The 23326-nt window shown below is 61.7% G+C and carries 17 protein-coding genes; 11 read left to right on the forward strand and 6 right to left on the reverse strand.

Annotation, left to right across the window (positions count from 1 at the left end; genetic code table 11):
• The 5 genes from Q0072_RS05095 to Q0072_RS05115 form a co-directional block, all read left to right on the forward strand.
• Positions 1–435, forward strand: a 435-nt coding sequence (locus Q0072_RS05095; protein WP_298326656.1) for an aldehyde dehydrogenase family protein, incomplete at its 5' end; no start/stop codon positions are given.
• A 147-nt stretch (positions 436–582) separates the two neighbouring features.
• Entirely contained in the window at positions 583–1551 is a 969-nt protein-coding gene (locus tag Q0072_RS05100; protein WP_298326659.1) for a substrate-binding domain-containing protein, read from the forward strand.
• A 7-nt stretch (positions 1552–1558) separates the two neighbouring features.
• The gene (locus Q0072_RS05105; RefSeq protein WP_298326662.1) at positions 1559–3091 is read left to right on the forward strand and encodes a sugar ABC transporter ATP-binding protein; all 1533 of its coding nucleotides are present in this window, start codon (positions 1559–1561) and stop codon (positions 3089–3091) included.
• Positions 3092–3100: 9 nt separating this feature from the next.
• Entirely contained in the window at positions 3101–4111 is a 1011-nt protein-coding gene (locus Q0072_RS05110) for an ABC transporter permease (RefSeq protein ID WP_298326665.1), read from the forward strand.
• Positions 4112–4115: 4 nt separating this feature from the next.
• The gene (locus Q0072_RS05115; RefSeq protein ID WP_298326668.1) at positions 4116–6413 is read left to right on the forward strand and encodes a GH92 family glycosyl hydrolase; all 2298 of its coding nucleotides are present in this window, start codon (positions 4116–4118) and stop codon (positions 6411–6413) included.
• Here Q0072_RS05115 and iolG read toward each other — a convergent pair.
• Positions 6403–7386: an inositol 2-dehydrogenase gene (gene iolG, locus Q0072_RS05120; protein WP_298326671.1), complete on the reverse strand. Its 984-nt coding sequence runs from the start codon at positions 7384–7386 to the stop codon at positions 6403–6405. The genes Q0072_RS05115 and iolG overlap by 11 nt on opposite strands.
• 181 nt (positions 7387–7567) lie before the next feature.
• Here iolG and Q0072_RS05125 point away from each other — a divergent pair, with 181 nt between their 5' ends.
• The 5 genes from Q0072_RS05125 (at position 7568) to iolB (ending at position 14116) form a co-directional block, all read left to right on the forward strand.
• Positions 7568–8434, forward strand: a complete 867-nt coding sequence (locus Q0072_RS05125) for a MurR/RpiR family transcriptional regulator (protein ID WP_298326674.1) — start codon at positions 7568–7570, stop codon at positions 8432–8434.
• Positions 8435–8659: 225 nt separating this feature from the next.
• Complete coding sequence (iolC, locus tag Q0072_RS05130) at positions 8660–10576, forward strand: 5-dehydro-2-deoxygluconokinase (RefSeq protein WP_298326677.1); 1917 nt, start codon at positions 8660–8662, stop codon at positions 10574–10576.
• A 14-nt stretch (positions 10577–10590) separates the two neighbouring features.
• A complete protein-coding gene (gene iolD / locus Q0072_RS05135; RefSeq protein ID WP_298326680.1) occupies positions 10591–12417 on the forward strand; it encodes a 3D-(3,5/4)-trihydroxycyclohexane-1,2-dione acylhydrolase (decyclizing) in 1827 nt (608 codons plus the stop codon).
• Entirely contained in the window at positions 12414–13316 is a 903-nt protein-coding gene (gene iolE / locus Q0072_RS05140; protein WP_298326683.1) for a myo-inosose-2 dehydratase, read from the forward strand. Before iolD ends, iolE begins: the two co-directional genes overlap by 4 nt.
• Positions 13313–14116 (forward strand): 5-deoxy-glucuronate isomerase, encoded by an 804-nt coding sequence (gene iolB / locus Q0072_RS05145; protein ID WP_298326685.1) that lies wholly within the window; start codon positions 13313–13315, stop codon positions 14114–14116. Before iolE ends, iolB begins: the two co-directional genes overlap by 4 nt.
• Before the next feature lie 166 nt (positions 14117–14282).
• On the opposite strand, the gene Q0072_RS05150 is transcribed toward iolB, so the two are convergent.
• From Q0072_RS05150 to Q0072_RS05170, 5 genes are all read right to left on the reverse strand, one after another.
• Complete coding sequence (locus Q0072_RS05150; protein ID WP_298326688.1) at positions 14283–15377, reverse strand: Fic family protein; 1095 nt, start codon at positions 15375–15377, stop codon at positions 14283–14285.
• A 448-nt stretch (positions 15378–15825) separates the two neighbouring features.
• Positions 15826–16863 carry a family 43 glycosylhydrolase gene (locus Q0072_RS05155; RefSeq protein WP_298326691.1) on the reverse strand — a complete coding sequence of 346 codons (1038 nt, stop codon included), beginning with the start codon at positions 16861–16863 and terminating at the stop codon, positions 15826–15828.
• Positions 16864–17513: 650 nt separating this feature from the next.
• Entirely contained in the window at positions 17514–18617 is a 1104-nt protein-coding gene (locus Q0072_RS05160) for a replication initiator protein A (protein WP_298326692.1), read from the reverse strand.
• A 218-nt stretch (positions 18618–18835) separates the two neighbouring features.
• Positions 18836–19930 carry a ParB/RepB/Spo0J family partition protein gene (locus Q0072_RS05165; RefSeq protein WP_298326697.1) on the reverse strand — a complete coding sequence of 365 codons (1095 nt, stop codon included), beginning with the start codon at positions 19928–19930 and terminating at the stop codon, positions 18836–18838.
• A 9-nt stretch (positions 19931–19939) separates the two neighbouring features.
• Positions 19940–21175, reverse strand: a complete 1236-nt coding sequence (locus Q0072_RS05170; protein ID WP_298326700.1) for an AAA family ATPase — start codon at positions 21173–21175, stop codon at positions 19940–19942.
• A 321-nt stretch (positions 21176–21496) separates the two neighbouring features.
• Here Q0072_RS05170 and Q0072_RS05175 point away from each other — a divergent pair, with 321 nt between their 5' ends.
• Complete coding sequence (locus tag Q0072_RS05175) at positions 21497–23185, forward strand: methyl-accepting chemotaxis protein (RefSeq protein WP_298326702.1); 1689 nt, start codon at positions 21497–21499, stop codon at positions 23183–23185.
• Positions 23186–23326 lie beyond the last annotated feature (141 nt).

The raw sequence follows: 23326 nt of genomic DNA on the forward strand, positions 1-23326 counted from the left end.
CTTCAGGGGCATGAGGAGGGCTTCTTCCTGGCCCCCAGCCTGTTCGACCATGTGACGCCCGCCATGCAGACCTATCAGGACGAAATCTTCGGCCCGGTGCTGCAAATCGTGCGGGCCAAGACCTTGGAAGAAGCCATCCGCCTGCCGTCACAACACCCTTACGGCAATGGCGTGGCCATCTTCACGCGCAATGGCGATGCGGCACGTGAGTTCGCCTCACAGGTCGAGGTCGGCATGGTCGGTATCAATGTGCCCATCCCGGTGCCCGTGGCCTATCACAGCTTCGGCGGCTGGAAGCGCTCCGGTTTCGGCGACCTCAACCAGTACGGCATGGACGGCGTGCGCTTCTATACCCGCACAAAAACCGTCACCCAAAGATGGCCGCGCGCGGGCCAGAGTCACGATTCCAGCTTCATTATTCCGACTATGCGTTGACGTTGGAATAAAAATTCCATTTACTACACAAACAAAAAAAGCCGACCAATCGGCACGTCCGTCCGGGGCACCCTGCCACACGCCTTCGTCCCCGGCGTATAATACAAGACGCAGCCGCAAGGCGCACAGTTCCACGGGAGGAACTCAATGTCGATTAACCGCCGCCACCTGCTGGCTGCCAGTCTGGGTATGGGCCTTGGTCTGAGCCTGACTGCCTGTCAGAAATCCGGTTCTGCCTCCGCTACCGACGGTATCGTCGTCAGTTTCAGCGACCTGTCGCAGCCCTTCTTCGTCGCCATGCGCCGCGATCTGGAGGACGAGGCCAAAAAGCTGGGCGTCAAGGTTCAGGTTTTGGACGGTCAGAACAATTCCTCCAAGCAGGTCTCCGATCTGGAGGCCGCGCGCGTTCAGGGCATTTCCGCGGTGATCATCGCCCCCACAGACTCCAAGGCGCTGGCCTCGGCCACCGACGCCCTGATCGACGAAAAGACCGTGGTGGTCTCCGTCGATCGTCAGATCGGCGGCGGCAAGCACCCGGTGCCACATTTCGGGGCCAACAATGTCGAAGGCGGGCGCGCCATGGCCGACTGGGTGGTCAAGACCTACCCCAAGGGGGCCAAGGTCGTCGTCATCACCAATGATCCGGGCAGCACCTCTTCGATTGAGCGCGTCAAAGGCGTGCATGAGGGCCTTGCGGCGGGCGGCGCAGCCTATCAGATCGTCGCCGAACAGACCGGCAATTCAAAGCGCGATCAGGCGCTGAGCGTCACCCAGAACGTCCTCACCTCTATGGGCGGCGCGCACCCGGACGTCATCCTGTGCCTCAATGACGACATGGCCATGGGCGCGCTTGAGGCCATTCGCGGCGCGGGCTTTACGACGCAGCAGATCGCGGTTTTAGGCTTCGATGCCATTCCCGAAGCGCTCAAGCGTATCCGCGACGGCGAAATGGCCGCCAGCGTCGAACAGAATCCGGGCGAACAGATCCGTTCGGCCCTGCGCGCCGTGGTGGCCAATCTGAAAGACAAGACCCCCATCGCCTCCAAAAGCCTGACGCCGGTGCTGATCACGCGCGACACCCTCGCGCAGGCGTCGCGCATCGGCGAAGTGAAGTAGGCCGGTCATGGCCCTGCTCGAAGCCCGTGACATCACCAAGCGTTTCCCCGGTGTCGTGGCGCTGGGCGGGGCAAGCCTGCGCGTCGAACCGGGCGAGGTTCATGCCCTGCTGGGCGAAAACGGCGCGGGCAAATCAACGCTGCTGAAAATCCTTGCCGGGGCGCAGGGCAGCGACGGCGGGCAGCTCACCTTTGACGGAAAGCCTCTCCGCCCGGACGATACGCCCAGCCAGCGGCAAAAGGCGGGCATTGTCACCATCTATCAGGAGTTCAACCTCCAGCCCTTTCTGAGCGTCGCCGAAAACCTCTATCTGGGGCGTGAACCCCTGCGCATGGGCCTGATTGATCACCGACGGATGCGCGCGGATGCCCGCCGCATACTGGACGATCTGGGCCTCAGCCTTGATCCCGATCTGGAGGTCAGCCGCCTCAATGTCGCCGATCAGCAGATGGTCGAAATCGCCAGAGCCATGACGCTTCAGGCCAAATTGATCATCATGGATGAACCCACGGCGGCGCTCAGCCCGCGTGAGGTGGACATCCTGCACCGCACTGTCGGCACGCTGAAGGCGCGCGGCATCGCCGTCATCTATGTCACCCACCGCCTGAAAGAGGTGAAGGCCATCTGCGACGCCTATACGGTGTTGCGCGATGGGCGCTTTGTGTCCAGCGGTCAGGTGTCAGACGTCAGTATCGACGACATGGTGCGCCTGATGATCGGGCGCGATGTCGCCTTTCTCAAGCGCCCCGCGCGTCAGGTCGCGCCAACGCCGGTGCTGCGCATCGAAGGGGTCAGCCGCCGACGCGGCGCGCATGAGGCACGTGGCACCTCGCTCGACAATATTTCTTTTGAGGTGCACGCCGGGGAAATCGTCGGTCTGGCCGGGCTGGTCGGCGCGGGCCGCACCGATCTGGCGCGCGTGCTTTACGGGGCCGATAGAAAAGATAGCGGACGCATCCAGTTGTGTGGCCGCGCTCTCGACATTCAGTCACCTGCGCAGGCGCTGAGCGCCGGGATCGCGCTGGTGCCCGAAGACCGCAAGCAGCAAGGCTGCTTCCTCGATCACTCCATCCGCCATAACCTGTCCCTATCGGGCCTGAAGGCCCTGTCGCGTCCCGGCGGCTTTGTCGATGAAGGGGCCGAGCGACGCCTCGTCGAAACCTTCCGGCAGAAGCTGCGCATCCGCATGAGCAGTGCCGAAGCGGCCATCGGCACCCTGTCTGGCGGCAATCAGCAAAAGGTGCTTCTGGCGCGCTGCATGGCTCTGTCGCCCAAGGTGCTGATCGTCGATGAGCCGACGCGCGGCATCGATGTCGGTGCCAAGGCCGACGTGCATCAGGTTCTGTTCGACATGGCCTCTGAGGGCATGGCGGTCATCGTCATCTCCTCAGAACTGCCCGAAGTGATGGCCGTCAGCGACCGCATTATCGTCTTCCGCGAAGGCCGCATCACCGGCACGCTGGAAGCCTGCGCCGCCGATGAAGAAACCCTGATGGCGCTGATGGCCACCGGCAGCGCCCCCCAAGCCCCCAACCCTTGAGTCCCATTGATGACGTCCACCCCTGCCCCCGCCCCTGACCCGTCTGCGCCCCCGGCCAAACCACCCTTCGACACGGTGGCCTTTTTGCGGACGTGGGGGACGACCCTGTTCCTGCTGCTGCTGATTATCGGGTTCGCGGCGTGGAACCCGCGTTTTCTGTCGCTGCGCAATGCCCTCAACATCCTGACCGAGGTGTCGATCTATGGCGTCATTGCCGTCGGCATGACCTTTGTCATCCTCACCGCCGGGGTCGATCTGGCGGTAGGCTCGCTGCTGGCCTTTGCGGCGATTGCCGCCGCCTGGGTGGTGCAGCATATGGGCGGTGACCTGCCGCAATGGCTGGTGGCGCTCAGCGTCGCCTCGGCCATTGGTCTGGCGGCAGGCTATGCGCACGGCAAGACGATAACCTGGCTTAAGGTGCCCGCCTTTATCGTGACGCTGGGGGGGATGACCATCTGGCGCGGGGCGACCCTGATCCTCAATGACGGCGGGCCGATTTCCGGCTTTGATGCCGGCTATCGCTGGTGGGGCACAGGGACGGTCCTCGGTGTGCCGGTGCCGGTCATCCTGTTTGCACTCGTGGCGCTGGCCGGGCATGTGACGCTGCGCTACACGCGCTTCGGGCGGCAAGTCTATGCGGTGGGCGGCAATGCCGAGGCCGCACGGCTGGCCGGGATCAATGTCAAGGCCATACTGATCAGCGTCTATGTCATCGTTGGCTTTCTGGCCGGGCTGTCAGGCTTTTTGCTGTCGGCACGGCTCGGTTCAGCCGAGGCCGTGGCAGGCATCAATTACGAGCTGCGCGTCATCGCTTCGGTCGTCATCGGCGGGGCCAGCCTGTCGGGCGGGGCGGGCCATATCCGCGGCACGCTGATCGGAGCGCTGCTGATCGGGGTGCTGTCGAACGGGCTCGTCATCATGCACGTTTCGTCCTATTTCCAGCAGGTGGTGATCGGCCTGATCATCGTCGCAGCCGTGGCCTTCGATGCCTACGCCAAATCACATCGCGGAAAGGTCTGATCGCATGTCCTATGGTTTGAAACGCAGCGGTTCGGTCTGCGCCCTGATATTGGCAGCGGCTCTGTGCACCCTCAGCGTCCCGGCTGTGGCGCAGCAGACGGCCACCCCGGACTATACGGCGCTGGCCAATCCCTTTGTCGGTGTCGATGACGGCGGCAACACGGTCCCCGGCGCGGGCATCCCCTTTGGCTTTATCTCCTTAAGCCCGGATACGGCCAATGGCGACACCAATGGCTACGACTCCAAAAGCGCCATTCTGGGCTTCAGCTACACCCACGTCACCGGCACCGGCGGCACCAGCAAGTACGGCAATTTCCGCGTCACCCCGACCTCTGGGGAACTGGGCGTCAACCATCTGGTCTTCGCCAAGCACGATGAGACGGCCTCGCCCGGCTATTACGCCGTAACGCTGGCCAATGATCCGGCAAAGGCCGTGCGTGTCGAACTGACGGCCTCGCGGCTTGTGGGCTTTCAGCGCGTGACCTTCCCCAAGGGCGCGCCGGGTCAGTTTGTGCTCGACGCCACCTCGGTCATCGGCCTGCGCGGCAGCGGTCAGCGCACCACGGCGGCACAGGTCGAGGTGGTGGACGACCACACCCTCTCCGGCTGGGCCAGCTTTGAAGGCGGCTGGAACCCCGCCCCCTATAAGCTCTACTTCTACGCTGTGTTCGACCGCCCGGCGGTCAAATACGGGGCGTGGAAGGCCCGACAGGGCGAGGCCCAGATTCAGATCGGCACCGGGCGTCTGGACGGCGGCAATCAGACCAAGAGCGCGGCCAACCGTCAGGGGCTGATGATCGAATACGACACCGAGCAGGAGTTTTCCAACCGGCTGGGCGGCTTCATGACGTTCGATACGACGAACGGCTCTGTCGTGCAGATGAAGCTGGCCGTCTCCTTCATCAGCGTTGACAAGGCCAAAGCCAATCTGGCCGCCGAACTGCCCGGCTGGGACTTCGATGCGCAGCACGCCAGGGCGCGCGATCTGTGGAACGGCGCGCTTGCCAAAATCGAGGTCGAAGGTGGCGACGACACCCAGAGACGCAACTTCTATTCGGGGCTCTACCGCAGCCACACCATGCCGCACGACCTGAGCGGCGAGAACGTGTGGTGGAACTCAAACGAGCCCCATTACGAGGATTTCTATACGCTGTGGGATACGTTCCGCACCCTGCATCCGCTGTTGACCGTCATCCAGCCGCAGCGCCAGCGCGACATGATCCGCTCGCTGATTGACACCTATGCCCATACGGGCTGGCTGCCGGATTCACGCATCGCCGGGGCCAACGGCATGACGCAGGGCGGGTCAAATGGCGACGTGCTGATCGCCGATGCCGTGGTCAAAAACCTCGGTGGCTTTGATGTCAAACAGGCCTATGCCGCCTTGCTTAAGAATGGCGAGGTCGAAAGCGACAAGCCCTTCCTTCAGGGCCGCGTTTTGAAGGACTATCTGTCTTTGGGCTATGTGTCGATGCGCCAGACGCGCTCGGCGTCGCGCACGCTCGAATACGCCTATAACGACTTCGCCATTGCCTCCGTTGCCGCGCATCTGGGTGAAAAAGCCGATCAGGCGCGCTATCTCAAGCGCGCTGAGGCGTGGAAAAAACTGTGGGACGATGATCTGGGCTGCATCCGCCCGCGCTATGCCGACGGGCGCTGGCTGGAAAACTTCACCTGCACCTATGACTATCCGGACAAGTCCGGCCCGTGGTGGGAGGCCCCCTTCTATGAGGGCAATTCGCTGCAATATTCGACCTACGTGCCGCACGATGTCGATGGGCTGATGGCCAAAACCGGCGGGCGCGAAGGCTTTGTGCGCTGGCTCGACCGCCTGTTTGACGAAGGCTATTATCTTCAGGGCAATGAGCCCGATATTCTGGCCCCCTGGCTCTATATCCACGCCGGGCGTCCGGATCGCACGGTCGAGCGGGTACGGCGTATCCTGTCTGTGCACTATAAGCCGACACGCAATGGCCTGCCGGGCAATGACGATGCCGGCACCATGTCGTCATGGTACGTGTGGGCCAGTCTGGGGCTCTATCCCAATGCGGGGCAGCCCTTCTACTACATCGGGTCGCCCCTGTTCCGGAAGACGACCATTCACCTTGAAGGCGGCAAGACGTTTCAGATCGTCGCGCCCAAGACCTCAGAAGCCAATCTCTATGTCGCCGGTGCGCGTCTGAACGGCAAGGCGATCGACCGCGCGTGGCTCACCCACGCCGAGCTGATCAAGGGCGGTACGCTGGAGCTGGATATGACGGCCCAACCCTCCGGCTGGGCCACCAAGTTTACTAAACCCTGACGACCTGACCGGTGGCGACCGAATAGGCCGCCGCTTCGGCCAGTTCCAGCGCGCGCACGGCGTCGTCATAGCCCACCATCGGCTTGGCCTTACCCGCGACGATGTCGGCAAAGTGCGCGATTTCGCTGCGATAGGCCTCGGCATAGCGGTCGAGGAAGAAGTTCTGGAAGGCATCGAGCACCGGGCCTTCGGCCCCCCAGTGCGCCACCGTGCTTTCCAGCACATTATCGGCTTTCAGAAGCCCCTTCTGCCCATAGGCTTCGAGGCGCTGATCGTAGCCATAGCCGGAACGGCGCGAATTGCTGATGACGCACAGACGGCCTGAGGCGGTTTTCAGCGTCGTCTTCGCGGTGTCCACATCCCCCGCCTCACCGATGGCCGGATCGACCAGACAGGCCGCCGCCGCATAGACCTCAACGATCTCCTCGCCCAGAATAAAGCGCGCCATGTCGAAATCGTGGATAGCCATGTCCTTGAACAGGCCACCCGATACCTTGACGTAGGACACCGGCGGCGGCGCGGGATCATGGCTGACGATCAACAGGCTTTCCAGCGCGCCGATACGCCCGGCCTCAAGCTGCTGTTTCAGCGCCCCGAAATGGCGGTCGAAACGGCGATTGAAGCCCAGCAGAAGCGGTTTGTCCCCACCCAGTTGCGCGGCGGCCCCGCGCGCCGTCTCCAGATCCTGATCCAGCGGCTTTTCGCACAGGACCGCCTTGCCCGCCGCGATGCATTGAAGCGTCTGCGTCAGGTGCTGATCCGTCGGTGAGGCGATGACCACGCCCTTGACGTTCGGATCGGCCAATACGGCCTCAAAGGTCGAAACCTCAGACCCCAGCGCCCTGGCCAGTTCCGCCGCACTGTCGCCCACCGGATCGACAATGGCCTTCAGGTGCAAAGCCGGGTGCGCGGCGACATTTCTGGCGTGGATACGACCGATACGCCCGGCCCCGATAACAGCCACTTCAAACATTGCGTTTCCTTTGGTTTGGGTCTGGCGGCAGGCCTGATCCCGCTTTGAAATATTTATTCCATTTTTGAAACCCAAGCCTTAGAAAAGGGTTCCATGTTTGGCTTTGTGTTTTGGAACAAATATTCCATATTGTGTCAACTTGGAAAATGCCTGATTCCCTTCTCAACGGCGGAGCGCCCCGATGAGCCCACACCCAACGGAAATCCCCGAAGACGCCCTGCCCGGCGGTGATGCACCGCAAACGCTCGATGCCTTGCGCACGGCGATTATGCGCCAGTATGACGACGCCTCGCGGCGCATGAAGCAGGTGGCCAGCTTCGTGCTGGACAAGCCTGAGGACGTGGCCTTTGAAACGCTGGCTGTGGTCGCCGAACGCGCCGACGTTCAGCCTTCGACACTGGTACGTTTTGCCAAGACGCTGGGCTATGCCGGCGCCTCTCAGATGCAGAAGGTCATCCGCGATGAATTGTTGTCCAGCCACATCAGTCTGGCCTATGGCGAGCGGGCGCGCGCCTTTGGGGCCTCTGAGGGCATGGGAGACGAAGGCCTCAGCACCATTCTGGACGAGTTTGCCGAGGCCGATATTCTGGCCCTCACCCATTTGCGGCAAAGCGTGTCTGCCGAGCAGATTCGCACCAGTGTCGAGGCCATTATCGCTGCCGACAACGTCTATATTGCCGGGTTCCGCCGCGCCTTTCCGATTGCCGCCTACCTGGCCTATGCCCTTCAGCGCGCCGGTAAGCGCGTGGTGTTTCTCGATGGCGCGGGCGGCCTGTGGGAGCAGCAGGCGCGAGGTATCCGCGCCGAAGACCTGCTGATTGCCATCAGTTTCCGACCCTATGCCGAGGAAACCGTGCGTTGCCATGCGCTGGCGCTTGAACGCGGCGCGCAGGTCCTGTCGATCACCGATTCCAACGTCTCCCCCCTCGTCAAGCCGGGGCACCAGAGCCTGTTGCTGCGCGAGTCCGAAGTGCGCGCCTTCCGCTCGCTTACCGCGCCCCTGTGTCTGGCGCAGTCCCTCGTCGTCGCCTACGCCTTCGCCACCTAAAGCCCTATAAACATAGGGCTTTAGGCTTTGTTTTTGCCCCTCGCCGGGCGGCGGCTACGCCACCTTGGCCGCCGCCTCAATGGCGGCTTGAGCGGAATGATCCCGAAAAGATCATTCCGCTTCAATCGAAAGGGTAAAATCGTTTTGAAATGGTAATTGCAAAATTTCAAATAAAGAAATAAACATTCCAAAAGAGGCCGCTTCAAGGGCCTCGTGGGAGGTTTTATGGGCGCTCACCCCCTTGGCGGACTGGATGTCATCACGCTGGGCCGGTCCAGTGTGGACCTGTACGGGCAGCAGATCGGCGGCCGTCTCGAAGACATGGCGTCGTTTGCCAAATATGTCGGCGGCAGCCCGACCAATACGGCCATCGGTGCGGCGCGGCTGGGGCTGAAGGCCGGGCTGATCACACGCGTCGGGGCCGACCATATGGGCCGTTTCATTCTTGAGGCCCTGCGCCGCGAAGGCGTGGATACGACCGGCGTTGTGACCGATCCGGCGCGTCTGACCGCCCTTGTTTTGCTGGGGATCGTCGATAAGGACACCTTCCCGCTGATCTTTTATCGCGAAGACTGCGCCGACATGGCCATCGACATGGCCGATATTGATACCTCATGGCTGACCTCGGCACGCGCGCTGGTCATCGATGGCACCCACCTGTCGCAGCCGGGCGTCTTTGCCGCCAGTCTGGAGGCCGTGCGGCAGATCAAGGCCGCCGGCGGGCAGATCGCTTTTGACATCGACTACCGCCCGGTTCTGTGGGGGCTGACGACCCGCGATATGGGCGAGCAGCGCTACGTGGCCGATGCCGAAGTGACGCAACGGCTGGCCACCGTTACCCCTCTGTGTGACCTGATTATCGGCACCGAGGAAGAGGTACGCATTCTGGGCGGCCATGAGGATGTGATTACCGCCCTCAAGGCCATCCGCGCCCAGACAAACGCCATACTGGTGTGCAAGCTCGGGCCGGATGGCTGCGCCATCTTCCCCGGTGAGGTCCCTGACCGCATCGCTGACGGGCTGGTCGTACCGGGCTTTCCTATCGAGGTGATGAATGTGCTGGGGGCGGGCGATGCCTTCAGCGCCGGTTTCCTGCGCGGCTGGCTGGGCGGCGAAGACCTCGCCACCTGCGGTCGCTGGGCCAATGCCTGTGGCGCGCTGGTGGTCACCCGCCATTCGTGCGCCCCGGCCATGCCGACCTTTGACGAATTGCAGGCCTTCATGGCCGCGCCGCACCCGATGACGCACGAAGCCCAAAGCGCGCTGGATCACCTGCACTGGGCACGCACCCGCCACCGCGATTACGACGCCCTGATGATCCTCGCCATTGATCACCGCTTCCAGTTCGAGGAGATGGCCAGCGATTTCGGGGCAGACCTCTCGCGCGTGTCGGCCTTCAAACGGCTGGCGCTCCGGGCCGTGGACCGTCTGGCGCAGGGCAATGCCGATTTCGGCGTACTACTCGATGGCCGCTACGGGGCCGAGGCGCTTAGCGAGGCCGGTCATACGCCCTACTGGATCGGCCGCCCGGTTGAGGTGCCGAAATCAAGGCCGCTGCAATTTGAAACCGGGGCCGATGTCGGGCTCGACCTGCATACCTGGCCCGTCAATCAGGTGGTCAAATGCCTGGTCCTCTACCATCCCGACGACGAGAAAGACCTGCGCGACGAGCAGGAACGTCAGTTGATAACCCTCTATGACGCCTGCCGTCGCTCAGGTCACGAACTGCTGCTGGAACTGATCCTGCCCACCGGTATGGCGTCCGATGCGATGACCCGCGCGCGGGGGATGCAGCGCCTGTACGACCTTGGCATCAAGCCCGACTGGTGGAAGCTGGAACCCGTCGCGGACGCCGACAACTGGCAAAATATCGAAGCCGTCATTGCCGACAATGACCCCCTGTGCCGCGGCGTCGTGGTGCTGGGCCTTTCCGCCCCCGAAAACGAGCTTCTGGAGGCCTTTGCGGTGGCGGCCCGCTTTGAGCGCGTCAAGGGCTTTGCCATCGGCCGCACCATCTTCCACGATGTCGCAGCCCAGTGGCTGCGTGGCGAAATGGATGATGACGCCGCCACCGCCGCCATGGCAGACAAGCTGTCGCGGCTGGTGGACGGGTGGCGGACCATCCGTCAGCCGCAAAGCTGAGCAGGAGAGACGCCATGACCCTTATCCGACTGACCATGGCTCAGGCCCTGACGCGCTGGATGGCCGTGCAGATGATCGACTCAGAGGACGGCCCCGTGCCCTTCTTTGCCGGCGTCTGGGCCATTTTCGGGCATGGCAATGTGGCCGGTCTGGGCGAAGCCCTCTATGCGGTGCGCGATCGCCTGCCGACCTATCGCGCCCATAACGAACAGGGCATGGCGCACGCGGCCATCGCCTACGCCAAACAGATGGCGCGCCGGCGCGCCTTTGCCTGCACCACCTCCATCGGGCCGGGGGCGACCAATATGGTCACCGCCGCCGCCGTCGCCCACGTCAACCGCCTGCCGGTCCTCTTCCTGCCCGGTGACGTCTATGCCAACCGCCGCCCCGACCCGGTCTTGCAGCAGATCGAAGCGTTCGGTGACGCCACCGTCTCGGCCAATGACTGTTTCCGACCCGTTTCACGCTATTTCGACCGCATCACCCGCCCGGAACAGATACTGAAGGCCCTGCCCGCCGCCATGGCTGTGCTGACCGATCCGACCAACTGCGGTCCGGTGACGCTGGCCCTGTGTCAGGATGTGCAGGCCGAAGCCTTTGACTATCCTGAACGTTTTTTTGAGCCCCGTCTGTGGCCCTTCCGGCGGGCGCCGGCTGATGCCCATGATCTGGCCGACCTGCAACAGGCGCTGACTGAGGCCAAACGCCCGCTGGTCATCGCCGGGGGCGGTGTGCGCTACAGTCAGGCCGAAAGCGCCCTGTCGGCCTTCTGCCAAAGCCACCGCATTCCCTTTTGTGAGACGCAAGCCGGTAAGGGCGCCCTGCCCTACGACCACCCGCTCAATCTGGGGGCCATCGGCGTCACCGGGACGGATGCCGCTAATCAGGCGGCGCGCGAGGCCGACCTGATCATCGCCATCGGCACACGTCTTCAGGACTTCACGACCGGTTCCGCTGCCCTCTTCCCGCAAGCGCGCATCGCCTCGATCAATACGGCGGCGTTTGACGCGCACAAGTTCGACGCCCTGCCCGTCATTGGCGACGCCAAGACCGTCCTGTCGCAGATCGCGAGCGGCTATCAGGCTCCGCAGGACTGGACTGAGCGCCTGAGCGCGGCCCGCACCGTCTGGGAGGCGCGCGCCGACGCGGTGATGGCGGCTCAGGGCACGCCCACCGAAGCGCAGGTTCTGGGCGCGCTGATGCACTGTACCCCCGAAAACGCCGTGGTCGTGGCTGCCGCCGGAGGCCTGCCCGGGGATATGCACAAGCTGTGGCGCACGCGCCAGAGCGGTGGCTATCATATGGAATACGGCTATTCCTGTATGGGCTATGAGATTGCCGGCGGGTTGGGCGTGGCCATGGCCGAGCCAGAGCGCGAGGTCTATGTGCTGGTCGGCGACGGCAGCTATATGATGATGAATTCGGAACTGGCCACCGCCGTCATGATGGGCGTGCGCCTGACCGTCATCCTGATCGACAATCGCGGCTTTGGCTGTATCCATCGCCTGCAAAAGGCGACGGGCGGAGCGCCGTTCAACAACCGCCTCGCCGACAGTCACCACGCAACCCTGCCCGATATCGACTTCGTGGCGCACGCCCGCGCCATGGGGGCCCATGCCGTGCACGCGGCCTCCATCGACGCACTGGAAAGCGCCATCGAAGCCGCCAGAACCCGCGGCGGTGTCAATCTGATCCTCATCGAAACCGAGGCCACGCAAGGGCTGAGCGAAGGCGGAACATGGTGGGACGTGGCCGTCCCCGAAGTCTCCGACTCTGCCGCTGTCCGTGCCGCCCGCAGCGCCTATGAACAAAAACTCAAAACACTCAGGGCCCCCTCATGACCATTACCTTCGGCGTCAGCCCCATTGCCTGGATCAATGACGACATGCCCGAACTGGGCGGCGATACGCCGCTCGACAGCGTTCTGAAAGACATTGCCGAGGTCGGTTTCGCCGGGTCGGAGCTGGGCGGAAAATTCCCCAAAGACCCTGCGGTGCTGAAGGCCTTGCTGGGTGGCTACGGGCTGGAACTGGTCGGCGGCTGGTATAGCTGCGAGCTTCTGACGCGCGACGCCGAGGCCGAAATCGCGGCCCTGCAAGGGCATCTGGCGCTTCTGAAAGCCATGGGCAGCCGCGTCTTCGTCATCGCCGAAACGAGCAATGCCATCCACGGTCAGAAGGACATCCCGCTGAAAGACCGCCCGCATCTTGATGCCGAGGGCTGGGCCCGTTTTGGGGCGCGACTGAGCGCGGTCGCAGACTATGTCAACGGACACGGCCTCAAGCTCGCCTACCACTACCATCTGGGCACGGTTGTGCAGGACGAAGCGGACCTGACGGCGTTTCTGATCCATACGACGCCCAATGTGGGGGTCACGCTCGATACGGGCCACGCGGTTCTGGGCGGTATCGACCCCTATGGCCTGATCGACAGCCATCCGGAGCGTATCGTCCACGTCCACTGCAAAGATGTGCGTCAGGCCGTGTTTGAGCGCACCGCAGGGGCTGAGGACAGCTTCCTCAACGGTGTGCTGGCCGGTATGTTCACCGTGCCGGGCGACGGCTCGATTGACTTTGACCGCATCATGCGGGGCCTGAAACGCATAGACTATGCGGGCTGGATCATCATTGAGGCCGAGCAGGACCCGGCCAAGGCCGATCCACGCGCCTATGCCGATATGGGGCTGAAAACCCTGCGCACCGCCGCTCAGGCCGCCGGACTGTCAGAGGGCGCCCGATGAGCCATCTGCGCGTTCGCCCGGCCCCGCCCGATGCCGAAGGCCGCGTCACCGTCATCACGCCGCAGTCGGCAGGCTGGACCTATGTCGGTTTCACGCTGGTGCGGCTTGTGGCCGGTCAGACCTATCGCGGACAGGAAGAAACGCGCGAAACCTGCCTCGTGATCGTCAGCGGCACGGCCAACATCGCGGTCGGAACGGAGGATTTCGCCGCCGTGGGTGGTCGCCGCTCGCCGTTCGAGGATGCGCCGCCGGGCGCCGTCTTTGTACCGCCAGCGACCGCCTATGCCGTTACCGCCGTGGACGCGTTCGAACTGGCCGTCTGTACCGCGCCGGGTCAGGTTGGTGACACGGTGCGCCAGATCGCGGCCTCAGACATGTCGCGGGAAGTGCGCGGTCAGGGCACCAATACCCGCTATATCCGCAACATCCTGCCGCAGGACCGCCCGGCCCACAGCCTGCTGGTGGTCGAGGTGGTCACCCCCGCCGGTCACTGGTCGAGCTACCCGCCGCATAAGCACGACAGCGCTGAGCCAGAGCTGGAGACGCAACTCGAAGAAACCTACTATCACCGTATCAACCCGCCGCAGGGCTTCGGCTTTCAGCGCGTCTATACCGACGACCGCAGCCTCGATGAGGCGGTGCTGGTCGAAGACGGCGACGTGGTGCTGGTCCCGCGCGGCTATCACCCGGTGGGCGCGCCGCATGGCTACAGCCTCTACTATCTGAACGTCATGGCCGGGCCGGAACGCCGCTGGATCTTCCGCAACGATCCGCAGCACGAGTGGATGCTCAAGGGCTGAGGGTGGGTTTAAGACGCAGGGGTCACGACCCCTGCACCCCGAAACGCGGTGCGAAAGACCTGAAGGGCGAAGCTCCCTGCCCTATTGACCTCTGCACTTGGTTTGCCGTTCGCGCTCCCGGTTATGGGGTGAAGGGGCCTGCGGCCCCTTCGATCTTTTCATCTGATCAACGGCTTTCAGACACTTCAAGGAACAGCCGCACCAACTCGCTATTGATATAATAGTTGCTTTTGCCAGAGCGATGCTTTTCGACAAAACCCTGCTCCGCCAGCGTATCGAGATAACGCGCCGCCGTCTGACGGGTCACCCCCAAATCATTCTGGACGTATTCAATGCGGGTGTAAGGGTGGCGGAACAGATTGTTCAGCAGGTCCTGGCTGTAGAGTTTGGGTAAGTCCTCTCGCATCCGATGCTTTACACGGGCCATCTGTTCCCGGACGCCCTCAACCAGTCGTACCGTGGTGGCCGCGGTTTCCGCCACGGCCTCCAGCATGAAAACAACCCAGTCTTCCCACGCGCCCTCATCACGCACGGCTTGCAGCAGGCGATAATAGTCCGCCTTGTGACGGGTTATATGGCGCGACAGATACAGGATCGGAATATCCAGCAAACCTGTCCGTGTCAGGTACAACACATTGAGGATTCGACCGATCCGCCCATTCCCGTCCGGAAAAGGATGTATACTTTCAAACTGATGATGGATCAGCGCCATCTTGATCAGTGGATCGAGCGCCGACAACTCATCATCATTAATGAAGCGTTCCAGCCCGGCCATGTGGCCCAGAATGGCTTGTCCGTCCTGCGGCGGGACGAAGACGGTTTCGCCCGTCATCTCGTTTTTTAGCGCAGTGCCCGGCACAACCCGAAAGCCGTCATTGCGCCCCTTGAGCCGCCTGAACATCTCGATCAGGGCCGCATTGGGTATCAATCCGTCTGTTTGACGGAGCCGGTCGTATCCCAGCCGCAAGGCATCCCGATAAAGCGCCACCTCCTTGGCGGCCGGGGATTGCGGGTCATCCGGGAACAGGTCTGCCTGAAACAGCTCATCCTGCGTTGTAACGATATTCTCAATTTCCGAAGACGCCTTGGCCTCCTGCAAGGCCAGGGTGTCGATCAATATGCCCTGATTGGGTATAGTGCGGGCCTGACCTTTGAGATCAGCAAGCGCACGACTGGCCCGTGTCAGTGCTTTGTAAACACGCACGGTTTCCAACTCGACGGGAGGCGGTAGATCGGGAATGGCATAGGTTGGGATCAACATGGCGACTGTTTTAACATGAAACCCGGAACATGTTATGAAAATGTGATTTTTTTAACATGACGGGTTTGATATGTTCGGAAATTCACTTTGTTCGAACATGAACAAGAATGCAGGGGTCGTGACCCCTGCACCCCGAAACGCGGTGCGAACCTGTCTTCGGGCGAAGCCCCCTGCCTATTCGCCTCTGCGCGTCGCTTGCCGTGTGTGCTCCCGGTTATGGGGTGAAGGGGCCTGTGGCCCCTTCGGTCTTTCTTCTTGCAACACGGCAAAAATCACAAATCCGCGTCAAGGGCATTCAGAGGCCCGTACGGCGAATTTTTGCGTTTTGGCCATATGACATCGGAAAAACATTCGAAGGCCGCTCACGCGCCTTCTGAGCGCCTCACTGATGCGAACACCTAAATAAACACCCGCTATGCCGTTAAGACTCTGATTTTGAATCAGAAATTCACCGTTTCAGCGGTCCCACGGTCACGGGTTCACCAAAATCGGGGGTGCCATCCTTACGCCACTTCACATATTGCAATCGGGAGTGGCGATTGGGGTCAAAAAGCGAGTTGCCCTTGATCTCCTTGTAGTCGCGGGCGTGATAGACGATCACATCGCGGCCGCGCTCATCGACGGTGAAGCCATTGTGCCCCGGCCCCCAGATGTTGTTCTTCTCAGAGCTGACGAAGACCGGCACGGGCGACTTGCTCCACGAGGCCGGGTCCATCAGATCGGCATCGGCCTTGGCCGTCAGAAGGCCCAGACAATAGTTGTGGTCGGTCGCCGAAGCCGAATAGGTCACAAAGACGCGGCCGTTGCGGATCAGCACCCCGGGGCCTTCGGCGACCTTGTACTTCACCGTCTCCCAGTCATAGGTCGGGATGGTCAGGCGCACGGGCGTCTTCGCAAAGGTCGTCGCTGTGGCCAGAGGCGCGAGGTAGAGGTTGGAATTGGTGTCGATGCCGGGCTCCTTCTGCGCCCATATCATGTAGGTCACGCCCCGATGCTCAAACAGGCTGGCGTCGAGATTAAAGGTGTCCCAAGGCATCTGCACTGGCACCGGCGCATTCCACTTCGCGGTCAGCGGATTGGATTCCGCCGTCGATATGACGTAGGTGCGCACGCGGAACGGCTCGCCCTTGTCCCCTGCCCCGAAATAAAGCCGCCACTGGCCGTCGAAATGATGCAACTCCGGCGCCCAGATATAGCCACCCATCTTGCCCTCGGTCGGACGCCGCCATACCACCACCTCTTCGGCCGCCGACAGTCCCCCCAGCGTCCTCGCCCGGCGGATGACCAGACGATCATATTCCGGCACAGTCGCCATGAAATAATAATAGCCGTCGCTGTGTTTGAGGATTTGCGGATCGGCGCGCTGCTTGATGATCGGGTTGATGATTGGCGCGCTTTTGGCCTGTGCAATGACAGGCGCGCTCAGGCTCGCAGCGGCCGCGGTCCCGATAAACAGACGGCGCGATAAAGAGGTCGGTTTTGGCATTTCGGCATCCCATTGTGATTATGTCTTACAATTACCCTATCGCCCTACCCGGCCCTTGTCAAAACGCCCCTTCGACCCTTTTCCATATCTAAACCTCTGAAGGCGTTAGAGACGTTCAAGAGTCTTAAGTTACAGAGTTAAACGCCCGCCGAAACCTCAAATCCGCAATAGATTCATCTGGCTAGGCGTCCACAGCGTTCCCGTTGTATCGCGTCTGCGTTCCCGAAGTATCAAAGGCAGCGTTCCCGAAGTGTCAGGGGATTGTTCCTGATGTGCCAAAGACCGTTCCCGATGTGTCGAAACTCCCGTGCAGGGCCCTGGTTTTTGAATCAATTTGGCTCCCCCCTTCGCAAAACTCGTTCAAACCGATTCCCTTCCTGTCAACAGATTCGGTTTTTGTGACGGTTTGTCGTCAAAAGCCGCAGAGTGATTCGTCACTTCGGGAACGCTTTGGAGGGGGAGCGAAAAGAAAGAAGATGAAAGACGCAGGGGCCGCGGGCCCCTGCACCCCATAACCGGGTGCACAGAAGGCGCTGATGAGTGTGTGGTGAATAGGGGAAGGGGCTTCGCCCGAAGACTGTTGAACCCTGAGCGTATAGGGGTGCAGGGGCCTGAGGCCCCTGCGTTCTTTCCCCTTACCTTCTCAAAACCTAGGCCCGCAACTGATGACGGTTCTTTTCGTGATAGCGTTTGACGAAGCCGATAAAGGCGCTCTGATAGCGGTCGGGGGCGCGTTCGGCGCTTTCGCTCAGCCAGGCGCGGAAGTCGGCGTGCAGGGCGTGGAAGTCCCAGCCGCGATAGTGTTTGCGCAGGTGGTCGAGCGTGTCTTCGGTGATATAGCCGCGCGGTTCGTCATTGGCGCTGACGGGTTTGGGTCTGGCCGCCGGTTTGACCACTTCGACGGGCGCGGGGCTGGCGTCGCGGCGCACCATATGCAGCAGCGGTTCGCGCGAGGTGGCGGCTTCGGTCAGGCTGAGGTCGTAGCCCGGCAGGTCGTTACGGCGCACGATGGCGGCGATTTCGAACTTGAAACGACGGTATTGGCCCTCGGCCCCGGACTTTTCAAACAGGGTCGGCAGGGCGATGGCAAAGCCGCCCTCGCCTGCCCCGCCGGCGTGTTTGCGGGCGACCTTGTACAGCCAACGCTCGCGCCCGCCCGTGATATCGAAATAGGCGCGGTCGATGGAGAGCACGCCGCCATTCATCAGGACGCCCTCATAGAACCAGCTGGACAGCGACAGGCTCAGGCCGCGTGAGCGGTCGGTCTTTTCATCGACCAACTGGCTCCAGTTATCGAGCCAGGAGAAGGTGGCCTCACGGCGCAGGTCTGATCGGATATTGGTCTTGACGGTCGTTGATTGCAGCCGGTCAAGCGCCTGCCCCAAAAGCTCATAGGATCGGCCAGATATAGGCCGGCCGATGGAGCGCAGCAGGTCATAGGGCATGATTTTCAGCGTGCGCGGGATATCGTTGACGCGGCGCTGCTTGAGGTCGTTCAGCACGCTGGCGCAATAGATCAGGATGTCGGCGTCCCAGATGGTCGCCATGCCATAGTCGGGATTGGCCGAGACGTGCACCCACACCTTGCCGTCGGGCGAGGTGTAGTCGATGGGTTTGAGGCGTTTCGATTTGGCCAGACTGAAGAAGGGCCGTTCCATCATCTCGCGCTGATCGCGCAGGCTCAGATCGGCCAGATAGGGCAGGAAGAGATCAATCTGTTCGGACTTGTCTTCGGCCATGATCCTGTCAGCCATGTCTGAATTTATGATGAGGAAGATAAGTAAGATACCGGGGCCACAGGCCTCGGACCCCGAAAAGTTTCTTAGAGGAAACTTTTCGTACTCCGATTCTCAGGATTAGTTGAGTATCGGGGTGTGGGGCCAACTGGCCCCACAATCTTGGAGTCGATCTTTAAGATTAAAAACCTGGGGCCACAGGCCCCAAACCCCAAAAGTTTCCTCAAAGAAACTTTTTATCTGAGCCCCTTGCCCTGCTTGTCCAGCGCTTCAAGCGCCTTACGAAACAGCTCGGTCAGTTCACGCGCCGACGCGCCCGACCCAGCGTGCAGGCGCAGCGACACGCCGTTGCGGTTGGACGACATGACGCTGAGCGCTGGGCGGCCGGACGGGGCGGGGAGGGTGAGCAGGCTGCGGTCTTCGGCAGCGGCCGGCGCATCAACGGTCATCAGCTGACGCACCACCTCGGCGGCGGGAACGCTGGGGCCACCGCGGAAGCTGACCTGCAACTTGGCCAGCTCCTCGGCGGCGTACTTCATCAGCTGCAGAAGCTCCGTGTCGTTGGCGGCTTCCAGCGACTGAATGCGCTGCGCCAGCGGGTAGCAGGTGGCGAGCTGGATATCGGCGGGGCTGGCGAAGGCCGCCACGGCCCAGTCGGGCAGGGCGCCGACGCTGAGCATTTTCGACAGCCAGCCCTTCGACAGACGCAGGCGTTCGGCCATACGCACCTGCTTGCCGCCATAGTGCTGATCAAGCGCCGCCAGATAGGTGCGGGCGCGCTCGAAATCCGAGACGTCCTTGCGTGCGCGGTTTTCGATGTCGGAGATACGGAAGGCCGACTCGTCGTCCAGCGCATAGACCTGCGCCAGGAACATCATGTCCGGATAGTTGTTGGCGCGCAGCCACGAAATGGCCCAGTGGCGACGCGAGCCAGCGATGACCTCGTAATCGTGTTCCGGGTCGTTATCGACGCGGCGGACGATGGCGGGAACTTTTTGACCGCCTTCGGCCAGAATGGCGTCGATCAGTTCGCGGCAATTGGCCTCGGTGAGGGATTCCTGATGACGCGGATTGCCGGTCCAGATGCGCACGCGCGCCGGGTCGAGCAGCAATTGTGTCACCTGCTTCACTTCACCATTGGCGACGCGGGCGAGGGCGGATTCGCGCGCCAGCAGGGTGTTGGCCGATCGCACGCTGGCCGGAGCAGGAGCCGCGGGGGCGGCCGTCGCCGGGCCGGGGTTGAGCCGGATGGGGTCCCGCGACATGGGTGTGCTTTCAGACAGGGCGTCGTTGAGCAGGGCGGAGAGATAGTCAGACTGACGTTTGGACATAAGACCTCCTTACAAGGCGGCGGCCAGTGCCGCGCCCTTCTCATTATCCACCCGTCCCCAACGTAGGCGGATAAGTTTTTCTATCTGGCCCATCGCTTCGTCAATATTGCTGCGGCAGCGTTTGTGCGTTTTCGGTGTTCCCACAGGCTTTTCCAGCTCATAGACGGTCATCATGCGTAGCGCCGCATGACTGATTTCAGCCGACTCAAGTATGGGGATAGGGAGGAGCGCCGGGCCGAAGGATTGCTCCATAATGCGCTGGATCATGGCGTGGCTGGGGTCGTTGGAATTGAACTTCGAACAGATCAGGCGGCAGAAGTCGTATTCGACCTGAATGCCGGCCTCCTGAAGCTGCGTGATGACCTGCGACATCATCGACAGGAACTGCACCGTAGAGCAGAAGTCGGGCGTGGTGGCGGCCAGCGGCACCAGCAGGGCATTGGCCGCCTGCATGACCGCCAGCGAAATCGTGCCCAGCGCCGGAGGCGGATCGAGCAGCACCACATCGTAATCCTGCGCCAGCTCATTGAGCCCCTGTTTCAGCTTGCGAAAGCGTGAGGCCAGTGTGCCGCCGCCGCCGGAACCGGCCGCCGCCAGCTCGTATTCGACGTCGAACATCTGAAGATTGGAGGGGATCAGATCGACATTGGGCCAGATGGTCGATTTGACCGCGTAATGTAGGCTGTCCTCGGTCGGTTCGATCGATAGGTAGGGGTAGAGCGTCTCTTCGCGGCGGATGGCAAAGTGCGGATTGAAGCCGAACAGGGTGGTGGTGGTCGCCTGACTATCGCAATCAACGACCAGTACGCGATAGCCCTGAACGGCCAGATAGTGGGCGAGGTGCGTGGTGACGGTTGATTTGCCGACGCCACCCTTGAAGTTTTGGACCGTGATGATGGCCGGCGGGTCTTCGGGCGAGCGGCGCGGCGATGCCCCCAGTACCTGACGCATGTTGAGCAGGGCCGGGATGTCATAACCCAGACGCCGGCCCGTATCGCTTTCGGGCGGCGGGGGCAGGCGGCCATCCTGTTCGGCCATGCGGATGCGATTGGTGGAACAGCCCAGTAATTCAGCGGCTTCGGCAATGCCCAGACGCACATTCAGCGCCTTGGTCGCACCGGGCAGGAAGGCGGTACGGCGCAGACGCTCGACCATCTGCTCCCCGGCCTGCGCCAGTTGGGTGATTCGCTCGGCCTCGGCGAGGTGAGGATGAAACTCCTCATTATTCCAATGATTTGCGTTCATTTTGACACCCAAAAAGCCCGATGAATGAAATTTCTCGGAAATGTATCTGTAAAGCTTCAATGATGCCAAGCGGTAAATATTTTGTTAACCGTGAGGGAGCTTTGACATTGTATATGAGCGTGTTTTTACAAGGAAAAATCAGACTTATTCATTTTTCGAGAAAGTTATCCCCATTAACCATTCGGCAAGGTTTCATCCTCAAATTCAAATATCGATGGTATCTGCATGGTTGCCGCCTTGTTAACCACAGGCCGCAAACAGGGAAGGCCAGCCGTTCAGGACGGCAAGGAAGAGCCGCCGTCGAGTGTTCAGGAGAGGCGTATGAAACTGTCGGATATCCAGATCGGTACCAAGATTTTGGCCATTATCGCCACCTTTGGCCTGTCGGCCGTTGGCATGACGCTGTGGCAAAATGCCAATATGGCCAGCGCCGAAAAGGCGTATCAGAATATCATTAAATCCGCAGATGCCGCACTCCTGGCCGGGGCGCGCATGAACCAGAACGTCTATGCCATCGATGGGGCCATCAATGGACTGGCGTTTCAAACCTGCCCAAGTCCAGCCTGTGACGTTTATGAAGAGCAGATCAAAAAATCGGACGAGCGCTTTCTGCAGCGCTATGAGCAACTGATCAAGGCAGCCCCGAGCTATAAGGCGGAATTCGAACCCCTGAAAGAGCGATTTGCCACGCTTTCCGACGCTATCCGCAACCGTTACATGTCAATGGCGCTCAACAACGAGCAGGCGGCGCTTGCTCCCGAATTGGCCGCGCAGGCCAGCATCGTTGACAAGCTGACGACGGATATCCGCAACACGATTGACGCCAAGCAAAAAGAAAACGAAGCCGCGATCTCGACGCTTGGCGAGAAGACAAAGGCTGAGGCGACGATGGGCCTTGTGATCTCTGTTGCCATCGTTCTTCTGGTCACGGCTCTGGCCTCTTACATCGCCTTCGCTGACATTGTGCGCTCGATCCGCCGCATCACTGATCAGATGAGCCAGGTGTCGAAGGGGGCGCTGGATCTCAGGATCGACGGGCAAACCCGCGGCGACGAAATCGGCGGCATGGCCAAGACGCTGGAAATCTTCCGTCAGGGCCTGCTGGAGACGGAGACCCTGCGCAAGGATGCGGAGGTTCAAAAACAGCGGGCTGAGGAGGACCGACGTCGCGCCATGCTGAAACTGGCTGACGATTTTGAAGCCTCGGTCGGTCAGGTCGTGGCCATGGTGTCGTCTGCGGCAACCGAAATGCAGGCTTCGGCGGCGCAACTCACCGCCACGGCGCAGGAAACGGCAGCGCAGTCGGTGGCCGTCTCGTCGGCCGCCGAAGAGGCCGGCACCAATGTCACCTCAGTGGCCTCGGCGGCCGAAGAAATGGGCGCATCGGTCAGTGAAATCGGTCGTCAGGTCGCCTCTTCGGCCCAGACGTCGCGGGCGGCGGTGGCGCAGGCCGACTCCGCGGCCGAAGTGGTCCACGAACTGAGCGAAGTGGCGGCCTCAATCAACGGCATTGTCGATCTGATCGCGGGCCTGGCCGGACAAACCAATCTGCTGGCGCTCAATGCCACTATCGAGTCGGCGCGCGCTGGCGAAGCGGGTAAAGGCTTTGCGGTCGTCGCCTCTGAAGTCAAGGCGCTGGCGGGTCAAACGGCCAAGGCCACAACCGACATCTCCGCCCGTATCGGACAGATTCAGGAGGCGACCTCCAAGGCGGCGACCGCCTTCCGTACCATCACCTCGACCATTCAGAATATCGACACCACCAACGCTATGATCTCCGCCGCCGTTGAGCAGCAATCCGCCGCGACTCAGGAAATCATTCAGGCGGTCAATCAGGCTTCCTTGGGGACGCAGGAGGTGACGCTGAACATCACCGGTGTGGCGCAGGCCTCGGGTCAGACGGGCGATGCTGCCGCGCAGGTGCTGACCTCTTCGGGTGAATTGGCGCTACAGGCCGAGCGTCTGCGTCGGGAAATGGATCAGTTCCTAAGCACGGTGCGGGCGGCGTAACCCCGACAGGCTTCAGTCGCGTTGCGTGAGTAGGGCGTGATTGCAGAGAGACGGCGTGGCAGGCCCCCACAGGCTGCGCCGTCTCTTCCCATTTTTGGGCATTGCTTTTGCTAGGCGCCGCGTTACGTTTCATGCGATTTT

Source organism: Asticcacaulis sp., from assembly GCF_027484505.1.
GTDB lineage: Bacteria > Pseudomonadota > Alphaproteobacteria > Caulobacterales > Caulobacteraceae > Asticcacaulis.

What these genes read in the sequence shown, in the direction of transcription:
- Q0072_RS05100 (WP_298326659.1), top strand. Translation starts at nt 583, where the DNA reads ATGTCGATTAACCGCCGCCACCTGCTGGCTGCCAGTCTGGGTATGGGC.
- Q0072_RS05105 (WP_298326662.1), top strand. Translation starts at nt 1,559, where the DNA reads ATGGCCCTGCTCGAAGCCCGTGACATCACCAAGCGTTTCCCCGGTGTC.
- Q0072_RS05110 (WP_298326665.1), top strand. Translation starts at nt 3,101, where the DNA reads ATGACGTCCACCCCTGCCCCCGCCCCTGACCCGTCTGCGCCCCCGGCC.
- Q0072_RS05115 (WP_298326668.1), top strand. Translation starts at nt 4,116, where the DNA reads ATGTCCTATGGTTTGAAACGCAGCGGTTCGGTCTGCGCCCTGATATTG.
- iolG (WP_298326671.1), bottom strand. Translation starts at nt 7,386, where the DNA reads ATGTTTGAAGTGGCTGTTATCGGGGCCGGGCGTATCGGTCGTATCCAC.
- Q0072_RS05125 (WP_298326674.1), top strand. Translation starts at nt 7,568, where the DNA reads ATGAGCCCACACCCAACGGAAATCCCCGAAGACGCCCTGCCCGGCGGT.
- iolC (WP_298326677.1), top strand. Translation starts at nt 8,660, where the DNA reads ATGGGCGCTCACCCCCTTGGCGGACTGGATGTCATCACGCTGGGCCGG.
- iolD (WP_298326680.1), top strand. Translation starts at nt 10,591, where the DNA reads ATGACCCTTATCCGACTGACCATGGCTCAGGCCCTGACGCGCTGGATG.
- iolE (WP_298326683.1), top strand. Translation starts at nt 12,414, where the DNA reads ATGACCATTACCTTCGGCGTCAGCCCCATTGCCTGGATCAATGACGAC.
- iolB (WP_298326685.1), top strand. Translation starts at nt 13,313, where the DNA reads ATGAGCCATCTGCGCGTTCGCCCGGCCCCGCCCGATGCCGAAGGCCGC.
- Q0072_RS05150 (WP_298326688.1), bottom strand. Translation starts at nt 15,377, where the DNA reads ATGTTGATCCCAACCTATGCCATTCCCGATCTACCGCCTCCCGTCGAG.
- Q0072_RS05155 (WP_298326691.1), bottom strand. Translation starts at nt 16,863, where the DNA reads ATGCCAAAACCGACCTCTTTATCGCGCCGTCTGTTTATCGGGACCGCG.
- Q0072_RS05160 (WP_298326692.1), bottom strand. Translation starts at nt 18,617, where the DNA reads ATGGCTGACAGGATCATGGCCGAAGACAAGTCCGAACAGATTGATCTC.
- Q0072_RS05165 (WP_298326697.1), bottom strand. Translation starts at nt 19,930, where the DNA reads ATGTCCAAACGTCAGTCTGACTATCTCTCCGCCCTGCTCAACGACGCC.
- Q0072_RS05170 (WP_298326700.1), bottom strand. Translation starts at nt 21,175, where the DNA reads ATGAACGCAAATCATTGGAATAATGAGGAGTTTCATCCTCACCTCGCC.
- Q0072_RS05175 (WP_298326702.1), top strand. Translation starts at nt 21,497, where the DNA reads ATGAAACTGTCGGATATCCAGATCGGTACCAAGATTTTGGCCATTATC.